The sequence below is a fragment of the Marinococcus sp. LNHM3E3-2.2 genome (genome assembly GCF_056034385.1).
Map to the genome: position 1 here is coordinate 53577 of NZ_JBQLIC010000009.1, position 19473 is coordinate 73049.

A 19473-nucleotide genomic window follows, 5' to 3' on the forward strand; every position below is an offset into this window, starting at 1 on the left:
CAGGTTCATCCTTCCGTGCTTCGATCCGCCGTTATATGATACTTCCGCTCCCATAAATAAACCAGAGCGGAGCGTGCCGCCTGGTCCATCTCTTTTGTATCCGTGCCGTTCAGTGTTTCTCAAACAAAAGCAATTATACGTATGCGCAGAATTAAATGTCAATCGACCTTTTCTGCTATATTACCGCTGACCTGGGCCAGTATTTCCTCCAGTGCTTCATCATAGTTTTTCTTTTGTTCAATCTTTTTATACGATTCGATCGTTTTCTGCTGCATGTAATCGTGCATTTTCATATGCAGTATTGTTTGCACAATTGTATGTAATGCCGGCTCTGCCTGACGCTTTTTCATTTTGCTTATGCTCATTTCCCAGATTTCGTCTATATGTATGTTTTTGTATCCCAGAGTTTCAAACTCCTTCACTTTGCTCTCAAGTACCGGATAAACAACAAGCTTCCATTCTTCCCAGGCTTTTTCCATTAGAACACCTCCTGCTTTTCATTATACTTAACCATGAAGATGTGGCAAACATACTTTTTTCACAGGATGAAAAAATCCCCGTTTATTCATAAACGGGAATTCTGTACAAACTATTCATTTACTGTTTCGCGGACCGCATTACGGTCAAACGTCAATTTCATGTTGCCGTCTACTTCCACGATAAGTTTGTTTTCATCAATAGCATCGATGGTGCCGTGTATACCGCCGATAGTAACGATACGGTCACCCTTCTGCAGATTCGCATGCATTTCCTTGATCCGCTTCTGCTGCTTTTGCTGCGGACGAATCAAAAGGAAATAGAATATGAGAAACATCAAAACCAATACGATAATTGTACTCACTGTTTCACCCCTTGTCCCTTTAGCTTCCCCGATCTAGAAATTTTTAGCATCCGGACGGTTAAAGCCGTATTGTTCGAAAAAAGTTTCCCGAAAATCGAGCAGACGATCTTGCTGGATAGCCTCGCGTACTTGCTGCATTAAAGACAGTAGGAAATACAGGTTATGGTACGAAGTAAGCCGGACGCCGAACGTTTCTTCACTTTTGATCAGATGCCGGATGTAAGCCCTCGAGTAATTGCGGCAGGTATAGCACCCGCACGCTTCATCGATCGGGCGGAAGTCTCTGGCATTTGAAGCGTTTCTTACGACCAGCCTGCCTTTGCTTGTCATACACGTTCCGTTTCGGCCGATTCTTGTTGGAAGAACGCAATCAAACATGTCTATCCCACGGATAGATCCGTCAATTAACGCATCTGCCGACCCGACTCCCATCAAATAGCGTGGTTTGTTTTGAGGGAGAAGCGGGGCCGTATATTCCAACACTCGGTTCATCGTTTCCTTAGGCTCTCCAACAGATAATCCGCCTATAGCGTAACCCGGAAAGTCCATTGAAATCAACTCTTTTGCAGATTTTTCACGCAAATGCCGGTAATCCCCGCCCTGTACGATTCCAAATAACGCCTGATCCTCTGGACGGGCATGTGCCTCAAGACACCGTTCAGCCCATCTGGTCGTCCGCTCAACAGATGCTTTCATGTATTCTTCCTCGGCCGGATAAGGCGGACATTCGTCAAATGCCATCATCACGTCGGCACCAAGAGAATTTTGGATCTGCATCGCTTTTTCCGGAGAGAGAAATAATTTGGCTCCGGAAATATGGTTCCGGAAATGAACGCCTTCTTCTTTAATATCCCGCAGCTTGCTTAGACTGAAGACCTGAAACCCTCCGGAATCGGTGAGAATTGGCTTATTCCAGTTCATGAATTTATGCAGGCCGCCGGCTTCTTCCACAATATCTTCGCCGGGCCGTATCCATAAATGATACGTGTTGCTTAAAATCATCCCTGCACCCATCGACTCCAGTTCCTCCGGGCTTAATGTTTTTACGGTGGCAAGCGTCCCCACCGGCATAAAGGCAGGAGTGTCAAACGACCCGTGCGGTGTGTGCACTTTGCCGAGCCGCGCTCCTGACTGCCGGCACGTCTTAATATGTTCGTATGTTACTGCGGTCATTCGTTATTTCCTCCCGAGTGTATAAGCATTGCATCCCCAAAACTGAAAAAGCGGTACCTTTCGCGTATGGCTTCCCCGTAGGCCCGGAAAAGAAATTCTTTCCCGGCAAGAGCGCTCACAAGCATCACCAGTGTAGATTTTGGCAGATGGAAATTCGTCAAAAGCGCGTCAATTCCCCGGAACGTGTAGCCTGGATAAATGAAAATATCCGTCCAGCCTCTCGCTTCCATAAATTTATTTTCCTGTTTGCCTGCCACGGTTTCGAGCGTACGCGCTGACGTCGTCCCCACTGCAACTATACGTTTGCCCGCTGATTTCGTTTCATTTAAAATTTCGGCTGTTTCCTGCGGCAGATGATAAAATTCCGCATGCATATCATGCTCCTCCACCGTTTCGGCGGATACCGGGCGAAACGTCCCTAGTCCGACATGCAGTGTTACATGCGCCGTACGAATACCTCTTGCTTTCAGCCGTTCAAGCAGCTCCGACGTAAAGTGAAGGCCTGCCGTAGGGGCTGCAGCGGATCCGTAATGCTCGGCATACACAGTCTGGTACCGATCCTGGTCTTCAAGCCTTTCTTTGATATACGGAGGCAGCGGCATTTCACCAAGCTCCTGAAGAATCTCAAGAAAAATACCGTCATAGGTAAACACCATCTCCCGGCCCCCGTGCTCAAGCACCTTCGTGCATTCTGCAGTCAAACGTCCGTCCCCGAAGGTGACTACGGTTCCAGGCTTCACTCGTTTCGCCGGCTTCACAAGCGTCTCCCACGTGTCACCCTCCTGCTGCAGCAGCAGCACTTCAATCCCGGCACCGGTCTCTTTCTTTTCCCCGATTAGTCTTGCGGGCCATACTTTTGTGTTATTGAGCACTAAACAGTCCCCGGCCTCAAGGTGATCTTCAATTTGATGAAAGCGTTCATGCGCAATTGTCTCTTCCTTCGTATTCATCACAAGCAGCCGCGACTGATCCCGTTCTTTCAGCGGCTGCTGTGCAATCAGCTCTTCCGGCAGTTCAAAATCAAATTCATTTATATTCATGACTAACCCTTCCTATTCGTTCAATCACGTAAAACCAAAAGCTATTATATAGGAGTTTACTGTTTTATGCACGAAAGAAATCCAGCACCGCAGAGTGCTGGCTCCTTAAAAAATCTCATGTATTTTCTTCCTGATACGGATAACCGAAATGCTCGTACGCAAGCGGAGCTGCTTTTCTTCCTCGCGGGGTCCGCTGTAAAAATCCGATCTGCATTAAATACGGCTCATACACGTCTTCAAGCGTATGGGCCTCCTCCCCGATCTTCGCCGCTATTGCCTCTACGCCAGCCGGACCGCCCCGGAAAGTTTCAATCAAGCCGAGCAGGTATTTGTGGTCAATGTGGTCAAGACCGAGCTTATCCACCTGCAGCCGCTCGAGTGCATGATTCGCCAGCTCCATCGTGATGCTTCCGTCTCCCTGCACCTGCGCAAAATCACGTACCCGGCGCAGCAACCGGTTCACCACCCGGGGCGTTCCACGGGATCTTCTGGCGAGCTCGTAGGCTGCTCCTTTATCAATATTGAGCTGGAACAAATCCCCCGAACGCCGGACGATTTCAGCCAGGTCCTCCTCCACGTAGTACTCCAGGCGCGCGTGCACCCCGAAACGGTCTCTGAGCGGAGCGGAGAGCAGGCCCGCCCTCGTAGTGGCTCCAATCAGCGTGAACGGGGGAAGATCAAGGCGGACAGAACGAGCAGAGCTGTCCTTGCCAATTACGATATCGATACAAAAATCCTCCATCGCCGGGTAGAGGACTTCCTCCACCGCCCGTGGGAGCCGGTGTATCTCATCGATAAAAAGTACATCACCGGGCTCAAGAGCTGTCATGACCGCGGCCAGATCTCCGGGCCTTTCAATAGCAGGGCCGCTCGTCGTCCGGATGTTCACATCCATCTCACGGGCGATAATCATGGCGAGCGTCGTTTTCCCAAGCCCAGGGGGCCCGTAAAGCAGCGTATGATCAAGCGGCTCTTCCCGAAGCTTCGCCGCTTCAATAAACACTTCGAGGTTTTCCTTTACTTTCCGCTGGCCGATATATTCCCGGAGGCGATCCGGGCGAATACTTTGTTCCACCAAATCTTCTCCTGATTCTGCTTCCTGAGAAACAATTCTATCCTCCAAGAATTTTTCCTCCTCCATTTTCTGCTATGTGAGCATCCACTGCAGGGCTTTTCTTACATACTCATCCGCGCTCAGCTGTTCTTTTTCCAGATGAGGGCGTACTTTTTTGATTTCTTTTTCCCCGTAACCGAGAGCCGTCAGTGCTTCAAGTGCTTCCTCAAGGTCTCCCCCCGGCTGCTGCTCGTCAAGCAGAGACACCGGCGCTCCTGCTACTGTTACCGCATCGTAAACACCGGTCAATTTTCCTTTCAAATCGATAATCATCTGCTTTGCCGTTTTTTTACCGACTCCCGGAAATTTCGTTAAAAACGTTTCGTCTTCGTTTTCAATAGCTCCTACCACCTGCCCCGGATCTCCGGAGGCAAGAATCGCCTGGGCACCTTTTGGCCCTATCCCCGACACCTGCAGCAGCTGTTCAAACAGCTCGCGCTCTTTTCTTGAGCGGAAGCCGTACAGACGGTTCACGTCCTCTTTTACATACTGATATGTATATACTACTGTTTCTTCATCCGGCTGCTGGCCATTAAATACAAAAGGATTGGAGCAATAGATTAAATAGCCGATGCCGTTGTTTTCAATCGTGACGGTATCTCCCTTTATATGATCCACGCGTCCCTTTACGAATTCGATCACTGTGGTCCTCTCCTTGCCTTATTGAAATGCGAACATGCTTTCCTATATCATAGCAAAGATCGTCCCCGTTGAAAAATGACTATTCGCCCAGTCTTCCAAACGCCCGGGCATTAAAAACCTTCCACCGGCGGGGTGAAAGGTTTACGAGGAAACTTCCAGACGTTCCATCTGCTCTTCTTCTGCTTCAAAGTTATGGTACACGCTCTGCACATCATCGTTATCTTCAAGCGTATCGATCAATTTGAGCATTTTCCGGGCATGCTCATCCTCTAAATGGGCTTTCGTTTCCGGAATCATGGTAACCTCCGCTGTAGAAAAATGATACGTATGCTCCATAGCCCCTTTTACAGCTTCAAAATCATCGGGCTCCGTGTAAATGTAAAAGCCGTGGTCATCGTATTCCACATCATTCGCTCCGGCTTCCACCGCTTCAAGCATGAACGTGTCTTCATCGGCTTCAACATTTTCACGGTCCACGGCCAGAAAGCCTTCTTTATTGAAAAGAAAAGAAACGCAGCCATTCTCCCCGAGGTTTCCTCCATTTTTGTTAAAGGCGGCACGGATATCCGCCACAGTCCGGTTTTTATTGTCCGTTAACGTTTTTACCATTACAGCAGCTCCGCCAGGGCCGTAGCCTTCGTACGTCATTTCTTCATACTGCAGTTCCGCGCCCTGTCCTTTTGCTTTTTTGATGGTCCGCGTAATATTTTCATTTGGAATATTCGCTGCCCGTGCTTTTGTAATCGCCATACGCAAACGAAGATTCTGGTCGGGATCATCTCCTGCCTCCCGCACAGCGGCGAAAATCTCCTTCGACAATTTTGTGAATATTTTTGCCCGCTTGGAATCCTGAGCTTCCTTGCGGCGTTTAATATTATTCCATTTCGAATGTCCTGCCATTACGTTTCCCCTTCCTGTCTTCACCGCCCGATATAGAATAAAACGGCGGCAGTTTTTAATTTACAATAAAAACACTTTACCGCTATGATATAGAGTAGCAACCAACAAAGTGAGGTATTGTTATGCCTAATCATCCTTCTAAAAAAATGCTTGGAGCCGACCGGCGCAATCAGCTGCTCGAATGGCTTGAAATCTCCACCCGGCCGCTGACCGGGAGCTCTCTTGCTTCAAGGGCGAGCGTCAGCCGCCAGGTCATCGTCCAGGACATGTCTTTACTGAAAGCCCAGGGGCACCCTATTCTCGCTACGTCCCAGGGCTACATCATTATCAAAAATAAGGATACGGGACAGACAGTACGAAAGCGCGTAGCCGTCTCCCACCCTTTCGATCCGGACAGTACCCTCGAGGAGCTGTACCTGATCGTAGATCACGGGGGGAAAATTATTGATGTTTCCGTCGAGCATCCCGTCTATGGCGACATCACCGCCTCCTTAATGATTGAAAGCCGGATTGATGCGGACCGCTTTATTGAGAATATGAAAAACACAAATGCCTCCATGCTCTCAGAGCTTACTGCCGGCGTTCATCTTCATACCATTGAAATTCCTTCGCATACCCAGTTTGATGTTCTGCTTGAAGCTTTGAAAAATCATGCCTACCTGATTAACGAAGACAATTAGCCTGAGGTCCGGCTGTCTACTTTCGCCTCGGCTGTAGAAAGTTCAAAGCACGGATAATGCCCGAGAACCCGGACGCCGAACCCGAGCGCTTCAAGCTCCGCAATAACGCCTGGAATCAAAATATCGTCTTCCGGCTGCTCCACGTCCATGACAAAAAAGTAGTTTCCAATCCCGGTCTTCATTGGACGGGATTCAATTTTTGTTAAATTTAATTTCCGCCATGAAAAGGCTGCGAGCACTTGATGCAGAGCGCCCGGGTAATCGGACGGCAGCGTTATGACCATCGTCGTCCTTTCGGTTATTTTTTTTTCTTCCGAAAGGCTTTCCGCTCGCTCTTCACTGCCTGCAAGAACCACAAATCGGGTATGGTTATTCGTATAGTCATGAATGTTTTCCTTTACGATCTCGAGACCATACTGCTCCGCAGCAAGCCTCGTCGCAATAACCACGCCTTCAGCAGTACCTTCACTCAGTTTTTTTGCAGCGGCGCTCGTGGAATTCGTGAATTGTGCTTTTGTCTCCGGCATCCACCTGCTTAAAAATTCATGGCACTGGGCGATGGCATGCGGGTGCGAATGTACAAATTCCGCCTGCTGCCATTGTTCCTTTTCCTCGGGAAGAGCCAGCAGGTGCTGCTCAATCGGCACGGTCACTTCCCCAATAATCGGCAGTTCATGCTTATGAATCAAATAGTCCAGGGTCACGTTCACCGAGCCTTCAATCGCATTTTCAAGCGGTACGACAGCAATATCTATCTCCTGCTGCTCCGTCAGCTTCATCCCTTCTGCAATCGTATCAAAGGGCTCGAGCACCTGCTCATGAAACAGCACCCGGGCTGCCATTTCTGTGAAAGTCCCCCTCGGGCCAAGATATCCTACTCGCTTCACTCTCTCCACTCCTTTACCTTCCTACTCTTTACAGCGATCCGGAGCCAACTATTTCAGCTTTTTCCACAAATTCCATTCCCTGAATTTTGCGCACAAAGTCACGGATTTCCAGACTTAGCACCGATGTATCAACAGTTAACGTGATATTTGCCCGTCCCTGCAGCGGGATCGTCTGATTAATAGTCAGCACATTTGAATTCGCTTCCGCTACAATACGCAGCAGCTCCGAAAGGGAGCCTGAACGATCGGCAAGCTGGATCGATAATGTAATAATCTGCTCCTGTATCATCGTATGGAACGGGAATATAGCATCCCGGTATTTATAAAAAGCGCTGCGGCTCAGATCCACATGCTGTACCGCCTCTGCCACTTTGTGCACTTTCCCGCTTTCGAGCAGTGCTTTTGCTTCTAACGTTTTCTGCATTGCATCTGTCAACAGATCTTCCCGTACAAGATAGAAATGATCAATTCTGTCTGCCACTGCTTTCACCACACTCTTTTATACTCTGATTTATACTGACTGATTACCCATCAACAAATTCGAACTCAAAGTCCAGCAGCCTTACTGTATCGCCGTGCTTAGCTCCGTGCTCGCGCAGTGCTTCATCCACACCCATGTTGCGTAATTTTTTTGAAAAGCGCTGCATCGAATCCTCGTGGGAGAGATCCGCCATTCTATAGTGTTTTTCGATATCCGGCCCATACAGTACATAAGCACCGTCGTCGGCACGGCCGATGTAAAACGGAGCTTCTTTTTCATCGAGCGTGTACACCACTTTTTCTTCCTGGTCCTCTTCATCATATAAATGAAAGGCAGGGGTCGTTTCCACAAGGTCCGCTACTCGTTGCAAAAGCGGCTGAATGCCCTGCTTTCTAAGTGTCGATACAGGAAACACTTCAATACCTTCCGGGAGCTTCTTTTTAAACTCCTCAAGCTGTTCCTTTGTGCCCGGCATATCCATCTTGTTAGCCATTACTATCATTGGACGTTCGAGCAGACGAAGGTTGTGCTCCCGCAGCTCCGCATTGATCTGCTGGAAATCCTCAAACGGGTCCCGGCCTTCAAGCTCGCCGGCCATATCCACGATATGCACAAGCACCCGTGTCCGTTCAATATGCCGTAAGAATTGGGCTCCGAGCCCAACGCCTTCATGGGCTCCGGCAATAAGTCCCGGGAGATCCGCCATGACAAAGCTTTTTCCTTCTCCTGCATCCACAACGCCGAGGTTCGGCTTTAGTGTAGTAAATGGATAATCGGCAATTTTCGGCCGTGCCGCTGATACAATAGAAAGCAGCGTGGATTTACCAACGCTCGGGAAACCGACGAGACCAACATCTGCCAGCACCTTCAGTTCAAGCTGAATGTCTTTTTCCTCCGCAGGCTCGCCTTTTTCGCTGATTTCCGGGGCCGGGTTGGAAGGAGAAGCAAATCGTGTGTTACCACGGCCGCCACGGCCTCCTTTTGCCACTACCACGCGTTGTTTATGCTCTGTTAAGTCCGCAATCATAACCTCGGAGCTGCGGTCACGGATAATAGTACCCGGCGGTACACGGACAATTAAATCTTCGCCGCCTCTGCCGTGCTGGTTTTTGGATCTTCCATTGTCTCCGCGCTTTGCCTTAAAATGGCGCTGATACCGGAAATCCATCAATGTTCTAAGCCCTTCATCCACTTCAAAAACTACATCTGCGCCTCTGCCTCCGTCGCCTCCGGCCGGTCCACCGTCCGGGACATACTTTTCCCGACGAAAGGCGACCATGCCATCTCCGCCATCGCCGCCTTTTACATATAAATTTACGTGATCTACAAACAACTCTTTCACCTCATTAGTATTCTTACTGACCGCCTGCTTGATCGACAATGACGCAATATAGGTGTTCTGTGCTTACTTCTATATACTCAATCATATCTATCATTACGGACTCTTTTCGTATCCACTGTTCAAGCCTCTCGGGACTCTTTAATTCACCTTCAAAATCGAGCTCCAGACACGGAAGTCCGCCATCGTTCTCGTTAATGGAAATCTCGAGATGGTTATCTCTCGTTCGATTGGCCTGTTCATCAATGCGCGCTGCCAGTTCTTGAAAAAAACCAGTCCATTTTTGATCGTCCGGTTTGGCACTGAACGTATCCTCCACCTCAAAATCAATGGAAAACCAGTGTTCCTTCCAGTGGAACGTTATCAGTTCGACAGCGAACGCCGGAGCCTGGACATTTGACAGCTTGGCTTCATGGGAAGCTTTAAAGGTCGTTTTTTCGATCACTTTCTGAAGCTCTTCCACTTTACCAAGCGCAGCGTGTGTTTTTAGAAGCTGCAGGACATTCATCCAGTCATGACGGGAATGCTTCAATACGTCCAATTTCTCTTCAGCGTTCATAGGAATTACCGCCTTTCCACTTCACTGCGCCGCTGCCGTACAGTTTGTTCCACTGCTTCGAACGCAAAACTACTCACATATGGTACACTTTATTGTATCACATGTCACGTGGTAAACGTATCCGGGCATGTACACTTCTTCACTCCCTATACATTGAAAATTATACACAGAGAGGGTGCTGACATATGAATCGACCACTCATTTACGGAAATACACCGACCTTCCTTCACGCTTCTTCAGTGGCAAAGGATTTATCGAAAGCAGCAAACTATCAGGCAACTATTTACGGTGTGCCATGGGAAGGAGCGGTAACCTGGGGAGCGTACACAGGCTGTGAGCTTGGACCGAAGGTGATCCGCCAGTGCTCCGAGCGCTACAGCGGCTACCTGCCCGAGCTCGGCGACATCGATGTACTCAGTCACTACAGCCTCGCAGACGCCGGTGATATTTCCACCACCCCGGCCGACGTTCCGGCCACAATGGAAACAATCGAGTCCTTCGCTTCTTCTTTATGGGCTTCCGGCACTTTCCCTGTCGGTCTCGGAGGCGATCACGGCATCACCTACCCGATTGTTCGGGCGCTTGGTGAAACTACCGGAAAAAAAGTAGGAATCATTCATATTGATGCCCACTTTGATAATAACGACGAATCGATGGGCGATGAGTTCGGACGCGGTTCCCCGTTTGCACGCCTGTATGAATATGAACAGGTGAGAAATGAAAGCCTCGTGCACCTCGGCATTCATGGTCCGCGCAATAAAGCTGTCAATGGCAGATCCGCCAAAGAAGCGGGCGCCGTTACGATTACCATCGATAAAATCCGCAATGCCCCGGATTTAAAGGCATTTGCCAGAGAAGTCTACGATACCGCTTCTGAGGGGACCGACGAAGTATATTTAAGTATCTGCAGCGATATTTTAGATTACGCCTACAATCCGGGCGGCCCGGCGGATGCCAACGGTCTCCACCCCGAGCAGCTGCTGACTCTCATTCATGAATTCGGTATACATGGAGTCTGCGGTATGGATTTTGTTGAAGTCTATCCACAGCAGGACCATAATGATTTTTCCTCCCACTTTGTCACACTGGCTGTACTCTATGTACTTGCCGGCAGATTAAAGCAGGAAGGAAAAGCATAGCCATACAAAAGACGTCCTTTCACCTTTGAAAGGACGCCTTTTTATATTATGAGGAAACCCTCTGTTCCACTAAAGAATCAATCGCATCACCGAGCGCCTCTAAAAATTCACGCTGGCTATTTGGCATTTCCGGCCGGTAATATGCCGCTCCTACACTGTCGCAGGCATCTTTACATTCAACATCATTATCAAACAATACTTCAAGATGATCGGCTACAAATCCTACCGGACAGTAGACGAATGACTCATAGCCGTACTGATGGTGCAAATTCTTTGTTAAGTCCTGCACATCCGGTCCGAGCCATGGGTCCGGGGTGTTCCCTTCACTTTGCCAGCCAATATCATAGTGCTGAACATTGGCACGCTCTGCGATCCATTGGGCGGTTTCTTTCAGCTGTTCCGGATACGGGTCTCCTTTGGCGATGATTTTTTCCGGCAGGCTGTGAGCAGAAAAAATAACACACGTTTTCTCTTCATCAAGCCCGTCAAGCATAGTACGCACCCGTTCAGCCCAGTAGTGCAGAAACTTCGGCTGGTCGTACCAGCTTTCTACACTGTGAATCGCCGGGCCATTAATGCGGGAGGATTCTTCCTGGGCCCGTCCATTATAAGACTTTACGCTGAATGTCGAAAAATGCGGTGCGAGGACGATACTGTACGCCTCTTCGATGCCGTCCTCTTTCATTTCAGCAACAGCATCCTCGATAAACGGGTCGATATGCTTTAAACCGATATAAACATGAAATTCCCGTTCCGGATGACGTTCATTCATCACCTCGCCCAGGCCATAGGCCTGATCCTCTGTAATTTTTGCAAGCGGGGATACCCCGCCGATTGCTTTATAGCGGGAGACAAGATCTTCCAAAGCTTCTTCGGACGGTTTGTTCCCTCGCCGGATATGGGTGTAGTAGCTTTCTACTTCGTCGAGGCTTCTCGGAGTCCCGTAAGCCATCACCAAAAGGCCGGTTTTCTTTTTCATCGTCTTCCCTCCAACTGTTCTTTCGAATATTCGTGAACGAAAGCTGTTAAACGTTTCAACGTATCAGGCTCCACATCCGGGAATACACCGTGCCCCAAATTAAAAATAAACCCGGGATGCTGAATGCCTTCATCAATAATAGCGGCAGCTCTTTTCTCTATTTCCGGCCACGGAGCGAGAAGTAAACTCGGATCCAGGTTGCCCTGAAGCGTTTTAGTGACGCCACGGTTTCTTGCTTCAAGAATAGAGGTCCGCCAGTCCAGTCCAATGATGGAAAGCGGCAGATCGTTCCAATCTTCAAGCAGATGACCGGCACCGACTCCAAACATGGACACCGGCACATTCTTTTCTTCTAAAGCTGCAAAAATTCTGCTCATGACCGGCTTCACGTACTGCCGGTAATCGGCGGCGTTTAAAGCACCAACCCAGGAGTCAAAGATTTGAATAGCCTGGGCACCGGCCTCTATCTGGGCGCCGGCGTACCGAATCACCATATCGCCAAGCGTCTCCATCAATGCAAACCAGGCGTCCGGCTGCGAGTACATAAAGCTTTTCGTCCGGTGATAGTTTTTCGACGGGCCCCCTTCAATCATGTAGCTCGCCAGGGTAAACGGGGCTCCGCTAAAGCTGATTAAAGGTACATTCAGCTGCTGACGCAGAAGCTTGATTGTTTCAAGCACGTAGTCGATATCCTTTTCTGGTTCAAGCGTTCCAAGCTGTTTTACATCGGCCAGCGTTTCAATCGGGCGGTCAATCACCGGCCCGATGCCTGGTTTTATTTCTACATCTACGCCGATAGACGGCAGTGGTGTCATAATGTCTTTATATAAAATAGCCGCGTCGTTTTGATACTGCTCCACTGGAAGCCGGGTTACATATGCACACAGTTCAGGGTCATGAGTAATTTCCACCAGCGAATACTTCTCTTTTAATTTACGGTATTCAGGCTGTGACCTGCCTGCCTGACGCATGTACCATACCGGCACATGTCCGGTATAGTTTCCCCCTGCTGCTTCTAAAAAAGTATTATTGTATAAGGTTTCTTTCATTTTTGGGCACTTCCTCTCTGCCTGCTCACCACTCAAGTTCGCACAATCACCTTTTCTGTTTTTACCATAACCTGCCCGATCCTGTCATGTATAGTGCATTTCGACAACATTCATAAAAAATTCATGAAAGTTCAGCACAAAAAAGGCAGCCCGCCAAGGCTGCCTCCAATCCTCTCTCACCCTCCTATTCCAAAAATAGAACGGGCCTGTACCTCTGCTGTGTTCGACTCCTCACCCTCCTGGTTTGTCGGTTCATAGGAAGGGACAACAATATACTCTCTTAAATTAAATGGATTTGCATTTTGGATCGTGTAGCTCCCCTGTCCGCGGACCTGATCGATTTCTTCGCGTTCTCCGTCTGTCACTTCGTAAATTGTGTAATTAACGCGGTCGTCTTCAGATGCTTCCCACGTAAGCTCCACGTTTAAGAAACCATCACCGGCAAATGTAAGATCTCCTTCAAGCGAATCAATTTCCGGAAGCTCCACAGGCTCTTCCAAATCACGTACTCCTTCCGGTTTTTCAAATTCTACCGCACTGCCTCCAGCAGGGGTCTCGTTCAAAATGGATTTAAACAGCTCCACCGCATGGGAGCTGCCGCCGGTCAAATAATTGTCTTCGGTTGTCTGGTCATACCCCATCCAAAGCGTGCCCGTCCACTGCGGTGTATAGCCTGCGAACCACGCGTCTCTCGCCCCGTCTTCGACCGCTTCAAATGAAGTGGTTCCTGTTTTGCCGGCTAAATCGTAGGAGGTGCTCCCGGCTGATGCTGTTCCGTTTTCCACTACATTTTCAAGCATGCGGGTCATGTACCATGCATTCTGCGGGTCCATCACCTCCTGCTCTTTTTTTTCATTTTCCACAATAATATTTCCGTTACGATCTTTAATGTTTGTAATAAAGTACGGCTCTGTTTTTGTTCCATTATTTGAAAACGTCGTATATGCTTCTGTTAACTGTGCCGGGGTAACCCCGTTTTCAAGACCGCCAAGAGCCGTCGCCAGCCCGTTCCCCTGGGGCTCTATACCTGTTTTCTCTAAGAAATCATTCGTGGCGCTGCGGTCAAGCTTGTCATAGAGCCAAACTGCTGATGTATTGATGGACTGCTCCAGCGCTTCGCTCATCGTCACTTCCCCCTGATATTCCCCGCTGTTATTTTTCGGAGAATAGCCGTCGTAGTCCAATTGTTCATCCTGGAGCGTCGAATAAGGCTCATAATCTCCGGATTCGAGTGCTGGTGCATATACAGCAAGCGGCTTAAACGCAGACCCCGGCTGCCGCTGCACTTCCGCCCGGTTCATCCCCTGACGTTCGTAATCCCTGCCGCCCTGCACCGCGACAACTCCGCCGCTGCTATGATCCATCATAAAGAAGGCACTTTCCGCATCCTCCGATCCGTCCGGATAATACGTCTCTTCCTGCATCAGGCTATAGGAAGCTTTTTGCATATCTTCATTCATCGGCACCTGGATCGTATAGCCGCCTTTGTAAATTTCTTCAGGTTCAATGTTGTATTTTTCCTGGGCTTCCTTCATGAGCATATCCACATACGTGTAGTATTCCGGATGGGTCTGCTGCTCCTGAAGACCGGAAGGAAGAGACGAAGAAGTTGCTGCCGCTTTTTCTTCTTCTGATATGTACCCTTCACGTTCCATAATAGCAATGACAGTATCTCTTCTTTCTTTGGCCTCCTCCGGCTCATCCACCGGTGAATAGTTGCTCGGCCCTTTTACCATAGCCGCAAGCATAGCGCCTTCTTCAACGTTCAATTCGGAAGCGTCTTTCCCGAAATACTGCTGAGAGGCAGACTGGATTCCGTAAGCTCCGTGACCGAAGTAAATCTGGTTTAAATAGTATCCCATTACTTCATCCTTAGAGAATTTCTTTTCAAGCCCCATAGCGATCAGCACTTCCTTCGTTTTACGTAAGAAGGTCTGGTCGCTCGAGAGAAAAGCATTTTTCGCCAGCTGCTGGGTGATCGTACTTCCGCCCTCCACAATTCCACCGGCTAAAATATCACGGTACAGCGCACGCGCAATCGCTCTCGGATCAATGCCACGGTGGTCATAAAACCTAATATCCTCAATGGAAATAAATGCTTCTTTTACATGATCCGGTATCTGTTCTTCCTCGATAACTTCCCTATCCTCTGAATACAGCTCCGCTAGCTGCTCCCCGCTGTCATCAACTATTGTCGTTGTTTCATTCATCGTCAGCTGCTTTTCACTGATCGCAGCAGCGCCGATAACAACGGAGGATAAATATATGCCAAAAATCAGAAGAAAAGCCGCCGCAGCTATCAGCAGCCGTTTTCCCCATTTCCGTTTATTCATGAGCTCTGCCACCCTCGCTTTTTACACAAATATTCTATCCTGCTTTAGTCGGCAGACATTTCGTTAAGTTACACGGAAACAGCGGGATGTTTTGCATACTTCACCTGAATGCTGCCGACGACAAGTTCTGCCTCGATATTTAATGTCACCTGTGTCTGCTCTTTCGCCTTATGCTCGACCTTCATCGCTGCCTTCAGGCCCTCTTCCTTATAGCCAAGCACCTTCGTTTCGCCAACAAGTGTTTTTGCGCCGACGTTAACGTCCCAGTTCTCCGGGACAAAAAGCTTAATGCTCCCGGCCATGCCTCTGATTCGTACAGGTACTGTCTCTTCCTCAGTTTTAGCTTTCGAAAAATCTATAATCACTTCGCCTGCTCCGTACTGGACGGCGGCTTCGCGGAGTCTGAAAGGCTTCTTTATATATACACACTGCCCTGCCAAAAAGCGGTGCTGTGTCGGAAGCTCCCGTTCCTGCCCGGCCCGGCGCACCTCATGTGCGTAGGAGGTGCTTCTTTTGTTCCGGCTTTCTCCCTCAGACGTATTCAGATCTTTATCGATATCTATTTCTCTGCGGGAGCTGCTCCACCAGATATAAAACAGAATAATACCCGTAAGGAAGAGCACAGTGATGACCGCTGTAAATATAAAAGGCACATCCGCCCGGTTGGATACGTGCAGCAGGGCGAGACCGACAAACATGGCACTGAGCCAGTAATTACGCTGGTAGACAAAAAAGCAGGCAAGGCTTAATGCTATGATAGGCCATATGAATAAACTCGCGTCAAAACCGAGCTGGGAGGATACGATACTTACGCCGGCAATAATAATACCCAGTCCTATAAAACCGGTTCTTTGACTCATGCTTTCTTTCCGCCCTTCTTCTGTTTATTTTATAAATATACGCAGCAGGCCGTCTGCCCGTTCCAGATTTCCTTATTTTATTTTCCGGAAAGGATCATGTATGATAAGAAAATACTATACAGCTTATATTTCCATTATACGCTACTCCTGAATGGAGACACACCTATTTTCATTCTGTTCATTACGTTTCAATAAAGGATGTGAACCTTTGTGGATAATTTATTCAGCAGATTAGAAGAGCTTTACCCGGAAATGGTCGAGATTCGCAGGTATCTGCACCAGTACCCTGAGCTTTCCTTTGAGGAAGAACAGACGCCAGCCTACATAGCCGATTACCACCGGAAGCTGGGGCATGAGGTGCGTACCAATGTAGGAGGGCGCGGTGTCACCGCAGTTCTCCGTGGTGACAAACCCGGTCCCGTCATCGCTCTCCGGGCGGATTTTGACGCCCTGCCCATCCAGGAGGACACAGGTCTTCCTTTCGCTTCAAAGACGGACGGCGTAATGCATGCCTGCGGTCATGACGGCCATACCGCGTATCTGCTTGTCCTGGCTAAAGCCCTTCAGGAGGAGAAGCACAGCTTAAGCGGCACCGTTGTTTTCATCCACCAGCACGCGGAGGAATATGCTCCCGGCGGCGCGATTGAGATGATCCAGGACGGCTGCCTTGAAGGAGTGGACGCCATCTTTGGCACGCACTTATGGGCGACGGTGCCCTACGGAACTGTGCAGTACTGTGAAGGGCCGATGATGGCTGCTTCAGATCGTTTTCATATTACGATTCGAGGAAAGGGCGGACACGGGGCTCAGCCGCACCTTACCAAAGACGCCATCGTAATCGGCTCCCAGGTGGTCACCAGCCTACAGCAGATTGTGAGCCGCCGCCTCGATCCGCTTCATTCCGGAGTACTGTCCGTCGGCTCTTTTGAAGCTGTCAACGCCTTTAACGTGATCGCCGACAGCGCGAAGCTTACCGGCACTACCCGCTGCTTTGATGAAAACGTGCGGGACGTGTTCGAAGAAGAAATCGGAAAAATTGTCCACGGCATTTGCGAAGCCGCCGGAGCCGAAGCCGACTATGAATACCTGCGCGGCTATCCCCCGGTGGACAACCACCGTAACGAAGCCCAGTTTATTGCTGAATGTGCTGAAAAAACGAATTCGGTCCAGAAGACAGAATATATGAGCCCATCGATGGCTGGAGAGGATTATGCGCATTATCTCCAGCATGTGAAAGGTACCTATTTCTTCACAGGAGCCGGCCATCCGGACTGGGAAACGACGTATCCGCACCACCATTCGAAATTCGATATTGATGAACGGGCGATGCTTACCGCAGCCCAGGTCATCGGAAGAGCCGTTTTGGAATATCCCGGCACTTCTTCATAATCACAGGCCCCCTTTCCGCGAGGAGAAAGGGGGCCTGTCGTTTTTTATACCATCTCTTTTTGCTTTCTCCGGGTAACCCACCGGGGATAATACAGAAGAAGAAGCGCCACAAATAAAACCAGTGCTGCCGTTACCAAAAGCGACTGCCCGATCCAGGCATGAAGCAGAACGATTCCCGCTCCCTGCACCGTCAAAAGTGCCCTCGTAAACGTAATAAATGCCCGTTCCTTCCATTTGACAGGAACAGGGTACAGATCCGGCCAGTCAATGGTGGCATAATGGCTTTTCAGAGCCTGCAGCTGTACAGCGGTCATATAAAGAAACAGTCCGCCAATCCCAAGCCGCATCCATTCCGGAGCAAAGGCGTACATAATCAACCCGCAGACTACGAGCAGACGGATAAACATACCTGCATATTCTCCTGAACGAACAAAAGCTTTGCCGTACAAATACAAATACGTATTCTCCTGCTTATGGGAAAATTTGTCCACAAGTGATGCCAGCCAGCGCCGGCGTTTAATTTTCACTTCAATATGGGGGACTTCCGCAAACGACTGAACAAACCGGTAAAATTTCGCCAGCTGATGATTCTCGGCTTCAAGAAGCACTTCCCAGCGCAGCAGCAGGAAAGCAGAACGCCTCTTTACCAACTGCCAGTGCCCCATCAATCCAAGGAGACCAGCGCCGGCCAGAAAAATGCTCCCCCACCAGGCAGCGAGCATTAAAAGAGCCGGCCAGACCCAGCGGACCGCTGTAGATATGTAACGATGAGTATGATTGTGCCATTTCCATTCTTCCCATTTAATAAATGTTGTCAAAAAGGTTATTACGAGCAAAAGCAGCAGCATGCCGATATAACCAGCGCCCCCGGCGGCGGTACGCTCCTGAATAACCGGGCCGAGAACGATATATACAGCCAGTACTTCCACTCCCTGCAGAGCCGCTGAGTAGCGAATGGACTTTTTAAAAAATGGTGCCATCCGTTTTTCAAGCGGAAGCAGAAATACAAGGTCTCCGGACTGAACAAACGGCCGAATCGGTCCGCGAAGTGTTAATATAGAAAAAATCACCCAGAGAGCAATCACCACCCACGGAGACTGCGGGAGCCAGTCCAAAAAAGCCGGGTAAAATACTGCTCCGGCAAACAGGAGAATATACAGGGCAAACATAAACCCGCTGTTCCCGATTAACCGCAGGTAACGGCCGGCCTTCCCCCAGAAAGCTCCTGCCCGCTCATTCCACCATTGCCCGGTCATGATGTGATTTCTCCTTTGGTTACTTCAATATATAAATCATCAAGGTTCGCTCCCGGCATACCTGCCTGCTCCTGGATTTCTTTCATAGTTCCCTTCAAAGCGACCCGTCCTTCATGCAGCAGTACAAAACGGTCACAATAGCGTTCTGCGGTCGCCAGAATATGCGTCGACATTAAAATTCCCGCTCCGTTTTCTTTCATTTCCACCATCATATCGAGCAGTGATTTAATGGCTACCGGGTCGAGCCCGACAAACGGTTCATCGACGACGTACAGCTTCGGCTCCACCAAAAAGGCGCACATGATCATCACCTTCTGCCTCATTCCTTTAGAAAAATGATTGGGGAACCAGTTTTTCCGCCGGGCCATCTGATAGGTTTCCATCAGCTTTTCACTTCGTTCTTCCCAGACGCCTTCTGGAACCCCGTAAGCCATTGCTGTCAGGCGCAAATGCTCCCAGAGCGTCATTTCCTCGTATAATATAGGTGATTCAGGAATGTATGCCAGCTGTCTTCGGTAAGCTTCCGCATCCTCATGAATGGTTTTACCGTTAATATAAATTTCGCCCTCCGCCGGCTCCATTAGCCCGAGAACATGCTTGATTGTCGTGCTTTTCCCCGCGCCGTTCAAACCGATTAAGCCGACAATTTCCCCGGGGCCCACATCAAATTCCAGTTCATGGAGCACCGGCTTATGGATATTGTAACCGCCGGTAATATGTTCGATAGTAAGTAATGCTGTCATACAAACGCTCCTTCAGCTAAGTAAAATACAGTCCTTTTATATTCTACACAGTTTCATCGTATTTTGTAT

Annotated in this window: 20 protein-coding genes; 3 read left to right on the forward strand and 17 right to left on the reverse strand. The window is 49.2% G+C overall.

The genetic code is table 11. From position 1 onward, the window contains the following. Positions 1–158: 158 nt before the first annotated feature. From ACTRXF_RS12325 to ACTRXF_RS12355, 7 genes are all read right to left on the reverse strand, one after another. Positions 159–479 (reverse strand): post-transcriptional regulator, encoded by a 321-nt coding sequence (locus ACTRXF_RS12325; protein WP_474279277.1) that lies wholly within the window; start codon positions 477–479, stop codon positions 159–161. 110 nt (positions 480–589) lie between these two features. Continuing rightward, on the reverse strand, positions 590–841 hold the full coding sequence (gene yajC, locus ACTRXF_RS12330; RefSeq protein WP_474261721.1) for a preprotein translocase subunit YajC: 252 nt from the start codon (positions 839–841) through the stop codon (positions 590–592). 33 nt (positions 842–874) lie between these two features. After that, positions 875–2014 carry a tRNA guanosine(34) transglycosylase Tgt gene (tgt, locus tag ACTRXF_RS12335; protein ID WP_022793795.1) on the reverse strand — a complete coding sequence of 380 codons (1140 nt, stop codon included), beginning with the start codon at positions 2012–2014 and terminating at the stop codon, positions 875–877. Further along, positions 2011–3054, reverse strand: coding sequence for a tRNA preQ1(34) S-adenosylmethionine ribosyltransferase-isomerase QueA (gene queA, locus ACTRXF_RS12340; protein WP_474279279.1), 1044 nt, complete (start codon positions 3052–3054; stop codon positions 2011–2013). The genes tgt and queA overlap by 4 nt, the downstream gene beginning before the upstream one ends. 115 nt (positions 3055–3169) lie before the next feature. After that, positions 3170–4177: a Holliday junction branch migration DNA helicase RuvB gene (ruvB, locus tag ACTRXF_RS12345; RefSeq protein ID WP_298788075.1), complete on the reverse strand. Its 1008-nt coding sequence runs from the start codon at positions 4175–4177 to the stop codon at positions 3170–3172. Positions 4178–4201: 24 nt separating this feature from the next. After that, the gene (gene ruvA, locus ACTRXF_RS12350) at positions 4202–4810 is read right to left on the reverse strand and encodes a Holliday junction branch migration protein RuvA (protein ID WP_474261719.1); all 609 of its coding nucleotides are present in this window, start codon (positions 4808–4810) and stop codon (positions 4202–4204) included. Positions 4811–4951: 141 nt separating this feature from the next. Beyond that, positions 4952–5710 (reverse strand): YebC/PmpR family DNA-binding transcriptional regulator, encoded by a 759-nt coding sequence (locus tag ACTRXF_RS12355; protein WP_474261718.1) that lies wholly within the window; start codon positions 5708–5710, stop codon positions 4952–4954. Positions 5711–5832: 122 nt separating this feature from the next. On the opposite strand from ACTRXF_RS12355, the gene ACTRXF_RS12360 reads away from it, so the two are divergent. Next, positions 5833–6390: a 3H domain-containing protein gene (locus tag ACTRXF_RS12360; RefSeq protein WP_474279281.1), complete on the forward strand. Its 558-nt coding sequence runs from the start codon at positions 5833–5835 to the stop codon at positions 6388–6390. Here the strand turns inward: ACTRXF_RS12360 and pheA are convergent. The 4 genes from pheA to ACTRXF_RS12380 form a co-directional block, all read right to left on the reverse strand. Then, positions 6387–7277 carry a prephenate dehydratase gene (pheA, locus tag ACTRXF_RS12365; protein WP_474261716.1) on the reverse strand — a complete coding sequence of 297 codons (891 nt, stop codon included), beginning with the start codon at positions 7275–7277 and terminating at the stop codon, positions 6387–6389. The two genes, ACTRXF_RS12360 and pheA, sit on opposite strands and share 4 nt — an antisense overlap. 28 nt (positions 7278–7305) lie before the next feature. After that, positions 7306–7701 (reverse strand): ACT domain-containing protein, encoded by a 396-nt coding sequence (locus tag ACTRXF_RS12370; RefSeq protein WP_474261872.1) that lies wholly within the window; start codon positions 7699–7701, stop codon positions 7306–7308. 100 nt (positions 7702–7801) lie between these two features. Beyond that, positions 7802–9091, reverse strand: a complete 1290-nt coding sequence (obgE, locus tag ACTRXF_RS12375) for a GTPase ObgE (RefSeq protein WP_474279283.1) — start codon at positions 9089–9091, stop codon at positions 7802–7804. Between the two features lie 22 nt (positions 9092–9113). Then, complete coding sequence (locus ACTRXF_RS12380; RefSeq protein WP_474261714.1) at positions 9114–9656, reverse strand: Spo0B C-terminal domain-containing protein; 543 nt, start codon at positions 9654–9656, stop codon at positions 9114–9116. 185 nt (positions 9657–9841) lie between these two features. Here ACTRXF_RS12380 and ACTRXF_RS12385 point away from each other — a divergent pair, with 185 nt between their 5' ends. Continuing rightward, complete coding sequence (locus tag ACTRXF_RS12385; RefSeq protein WP_474279285.1) at positions 9842–10795, forward strand: agmatinase family protein; 954 nt, start codon at positions 9842–9844, stop codon at positions 10793–10795. Positions 10796–10841: 46 nt separating this feature from the next. On the opposite strand, the gene hemH is transcribed toward ACTRXF_RS12385, so the two are convergent. From hemH to liaF, 4 genes are all read right to left on the reverse strand, one after another. Next, positions 10842–11774, reverse strand: coding sequence for a ferrochelatase (hemH, locus tag ACTRXF_RS12390; RefSeq protein ID WP_474279287.1), 933 nt, complete (start codon positions 11772–11774; stop codon positions 10842–10844). Continuing rightward, positions 11771–12823, reverse strand: coding sequence for a uroporphyrinogen decarboxylase (hemE, locus tag ACTRXF_RS12395; protein WP_474279289.1), 1053 nt, complete (start codon positions 12821–12823; stop codon positions 11771–11773). The genes hemH and hemE overlap by 4 nt, the downstream gene beginning before the upstream one ends. Before the next feature lie 176 nt (positions 12824–12999). Next, positions 13000–15156, reverse strand: coding sequence for a transglycosylase domain-containing protein (locus ACTRXF_RS12400; RefSeq protein WP_474279291.1), 2157 nt, complete (start codon positions 15154–15156; stop codon positions 13000–13002). Positions 15157–15224: 68 nt separating this feature from the next. Then, positions 15225–16016: a cell wall-active antibiotics response protein LiaF gene (gene liaF / locus ACTRXF_RS12405; protein WP_474279293.1), complete on the reverse strand. Its 792-nt coding sequence runs from the start codon at positions 16014–16016 to the stop codon at positions 15225–15227. 252 nt (positions 16017–16268) lie between these two features. Here liaF and ACTRXF_RS12410 point away from each other — a divergent pair, with 252 nt between their 5' ends. Further along, a complete protein-coding gene (locus ACTRXF_RS12410) occupies positions 16269–17405 on the forward strand; it encodes a M20 family metallopeptidase (protein WP_474261871.1) in 1137 nt (378 codons plus the stop codon). A gap of 44 nt (positions 17406–17449) precedes the next feature. Here the strand turns inward: ACTRXF_RS12410 and ACTRXF_RS12415 are convergent, their stop codons facing one another. Both ACTRXF_RS12415 and ACTRXF_RS12420 read right to left on the reverse strand, forming a co-directional pair. Then, entirely contained in the window at positions 17450–18661 is a 1212-nt protein-coding gene (locus tag ACTRXF_RS12415; protein WP_474279295.1) for an ABC transporter permease, read from the reverse strand. Further along, positions 18658–19404, reverse strand: coding sequence for an ABC transporter ATP-binding protein (locus ACTRXF_RS12420; RefSeq protein WP_474279297.1), 747 nt, complete (start codon positions 19402–19404; stop codon positions 18658–18660). The genes ACTRXF_RS12415 and ACTRXF_RS12420 overlap by 4 nt, the downstream gene beginning before the upstream one ends. Positions 19405–19473 lie beyond the last annotated feature (69 nt).

What these genes read in the sequence shown, in the direction of transcription:
- ACTRXF_RS12325 (WP_474279277.1), bottom strand. Translation starts at nt 479, where the DNA reads ATGGAAAAAGCCTGGGAAGAATGGAAGCTTGTTGTTTATCCGGTACTT.
- tgt (WP_022793795.1), bottom strand. Translation starts at nt 2,014, where the DNA reads ATGACCGCAGTAACATACGAACATATTAAGACGTGCCGGCAGTCAGGA.
- queA (WP_474279279.1), bottom strand. Translation starts at nt 3,054, where the DNA reads ATGAATATAAATGAATTTGATTTTGAACTGCCGGAAGAGCTGATTGCA.
- ACTRXF_RS12355 (WP_474261718.1), bottom strand. Translation starts at nt 5,710, where the DNA reads ATGGCAGGACATTCGAAATGGAATAATATTAAACGCCGCAAGGAAGCT.
- ACTRXF_RS12360 (WP_474279281.1), top strand. Translation starts at nt 5,833, where the DNA reads ATGCCTAATCATCCTTCTAAAAAAATGCTTGGAGCCGACCGGCGCAAT.
- ACTRXF_RS12370 (WP_474261872.1), bottom strand. Translation starts at nt 7,701, where the DNA reads ATGCAGAAAACGTTAGAAGCAAAAGCACTGCTCGAAAGCGGGAAAGTG.
- ACTRXF_RS12380 (WP_474261714.1), bottom strand. Translation starts at nt 9,656, where the DNA reads ATGAACGCTGAAGAGAAATTGGACGTATTGAAGCATTCCCGTCATGAC.
- ACTRXF_RS12385 (WP_474279285.1), top strand. Translation starts at nt 9,842, where the DNA reads ATGAATCGACCACTCATTTACGGAAATACACCGACCTTCCTTCACGCT.
- hemH (WP_474279287.1), bottom strand. Translation starts at nt 11,774, where the DNA reads ATGAAAAAGAAAACCGGCCTTTTGGTGATGGCTTACGGGACTCCGAGA.
- hemE (WP_474279289.1), bottom strand. Translation starts at nt 12,823, where the DNA reads ATGAAAGAAACCTTATACAATAATACTTTTTTAGAAGCAGCAGGGGGA.
- ACTRXF_RS12400 (WP_474279291.1), bottom strand. Translation starts at nt 15,156, where the DNA reads ATGAATAAACGGAAATGGGGAAAACGGCTGCTGATAGCTGCGGCGGCT.
- liaF (WP_474279293.1), bottom strand. Translation starts at nt 16,016, where the DNA reads ATGAGTCAAAGAACCGGTTTTATAGGACTGGGTATTATTATTGCCGGC.
- ACTRXF_RS12410 (WP_474261871.1), top strand. Translation starts at nt 16,269, where the DNA reads ATGGTCGAGATTCGCAGGTATCTGCACCAGTACCCTGAGCTTTCCTTT.
- ACTRXF_RS12415 (WP_474279295.1), bottom strand. Translation starts at nt 18,661, where the DNA reads ATGACCGGGCAATGGTGGAATGAGCGGGCAGGAGCTTTCTGGGGGAAG.
- ACTRXF_RS12420 (WP_474279297.1), bottom strand. Translation starts at nt 19,404, where the DNA reads ATGACAGCATTACTTACTATCGAACATATTACCGGCGGTTACAATATC.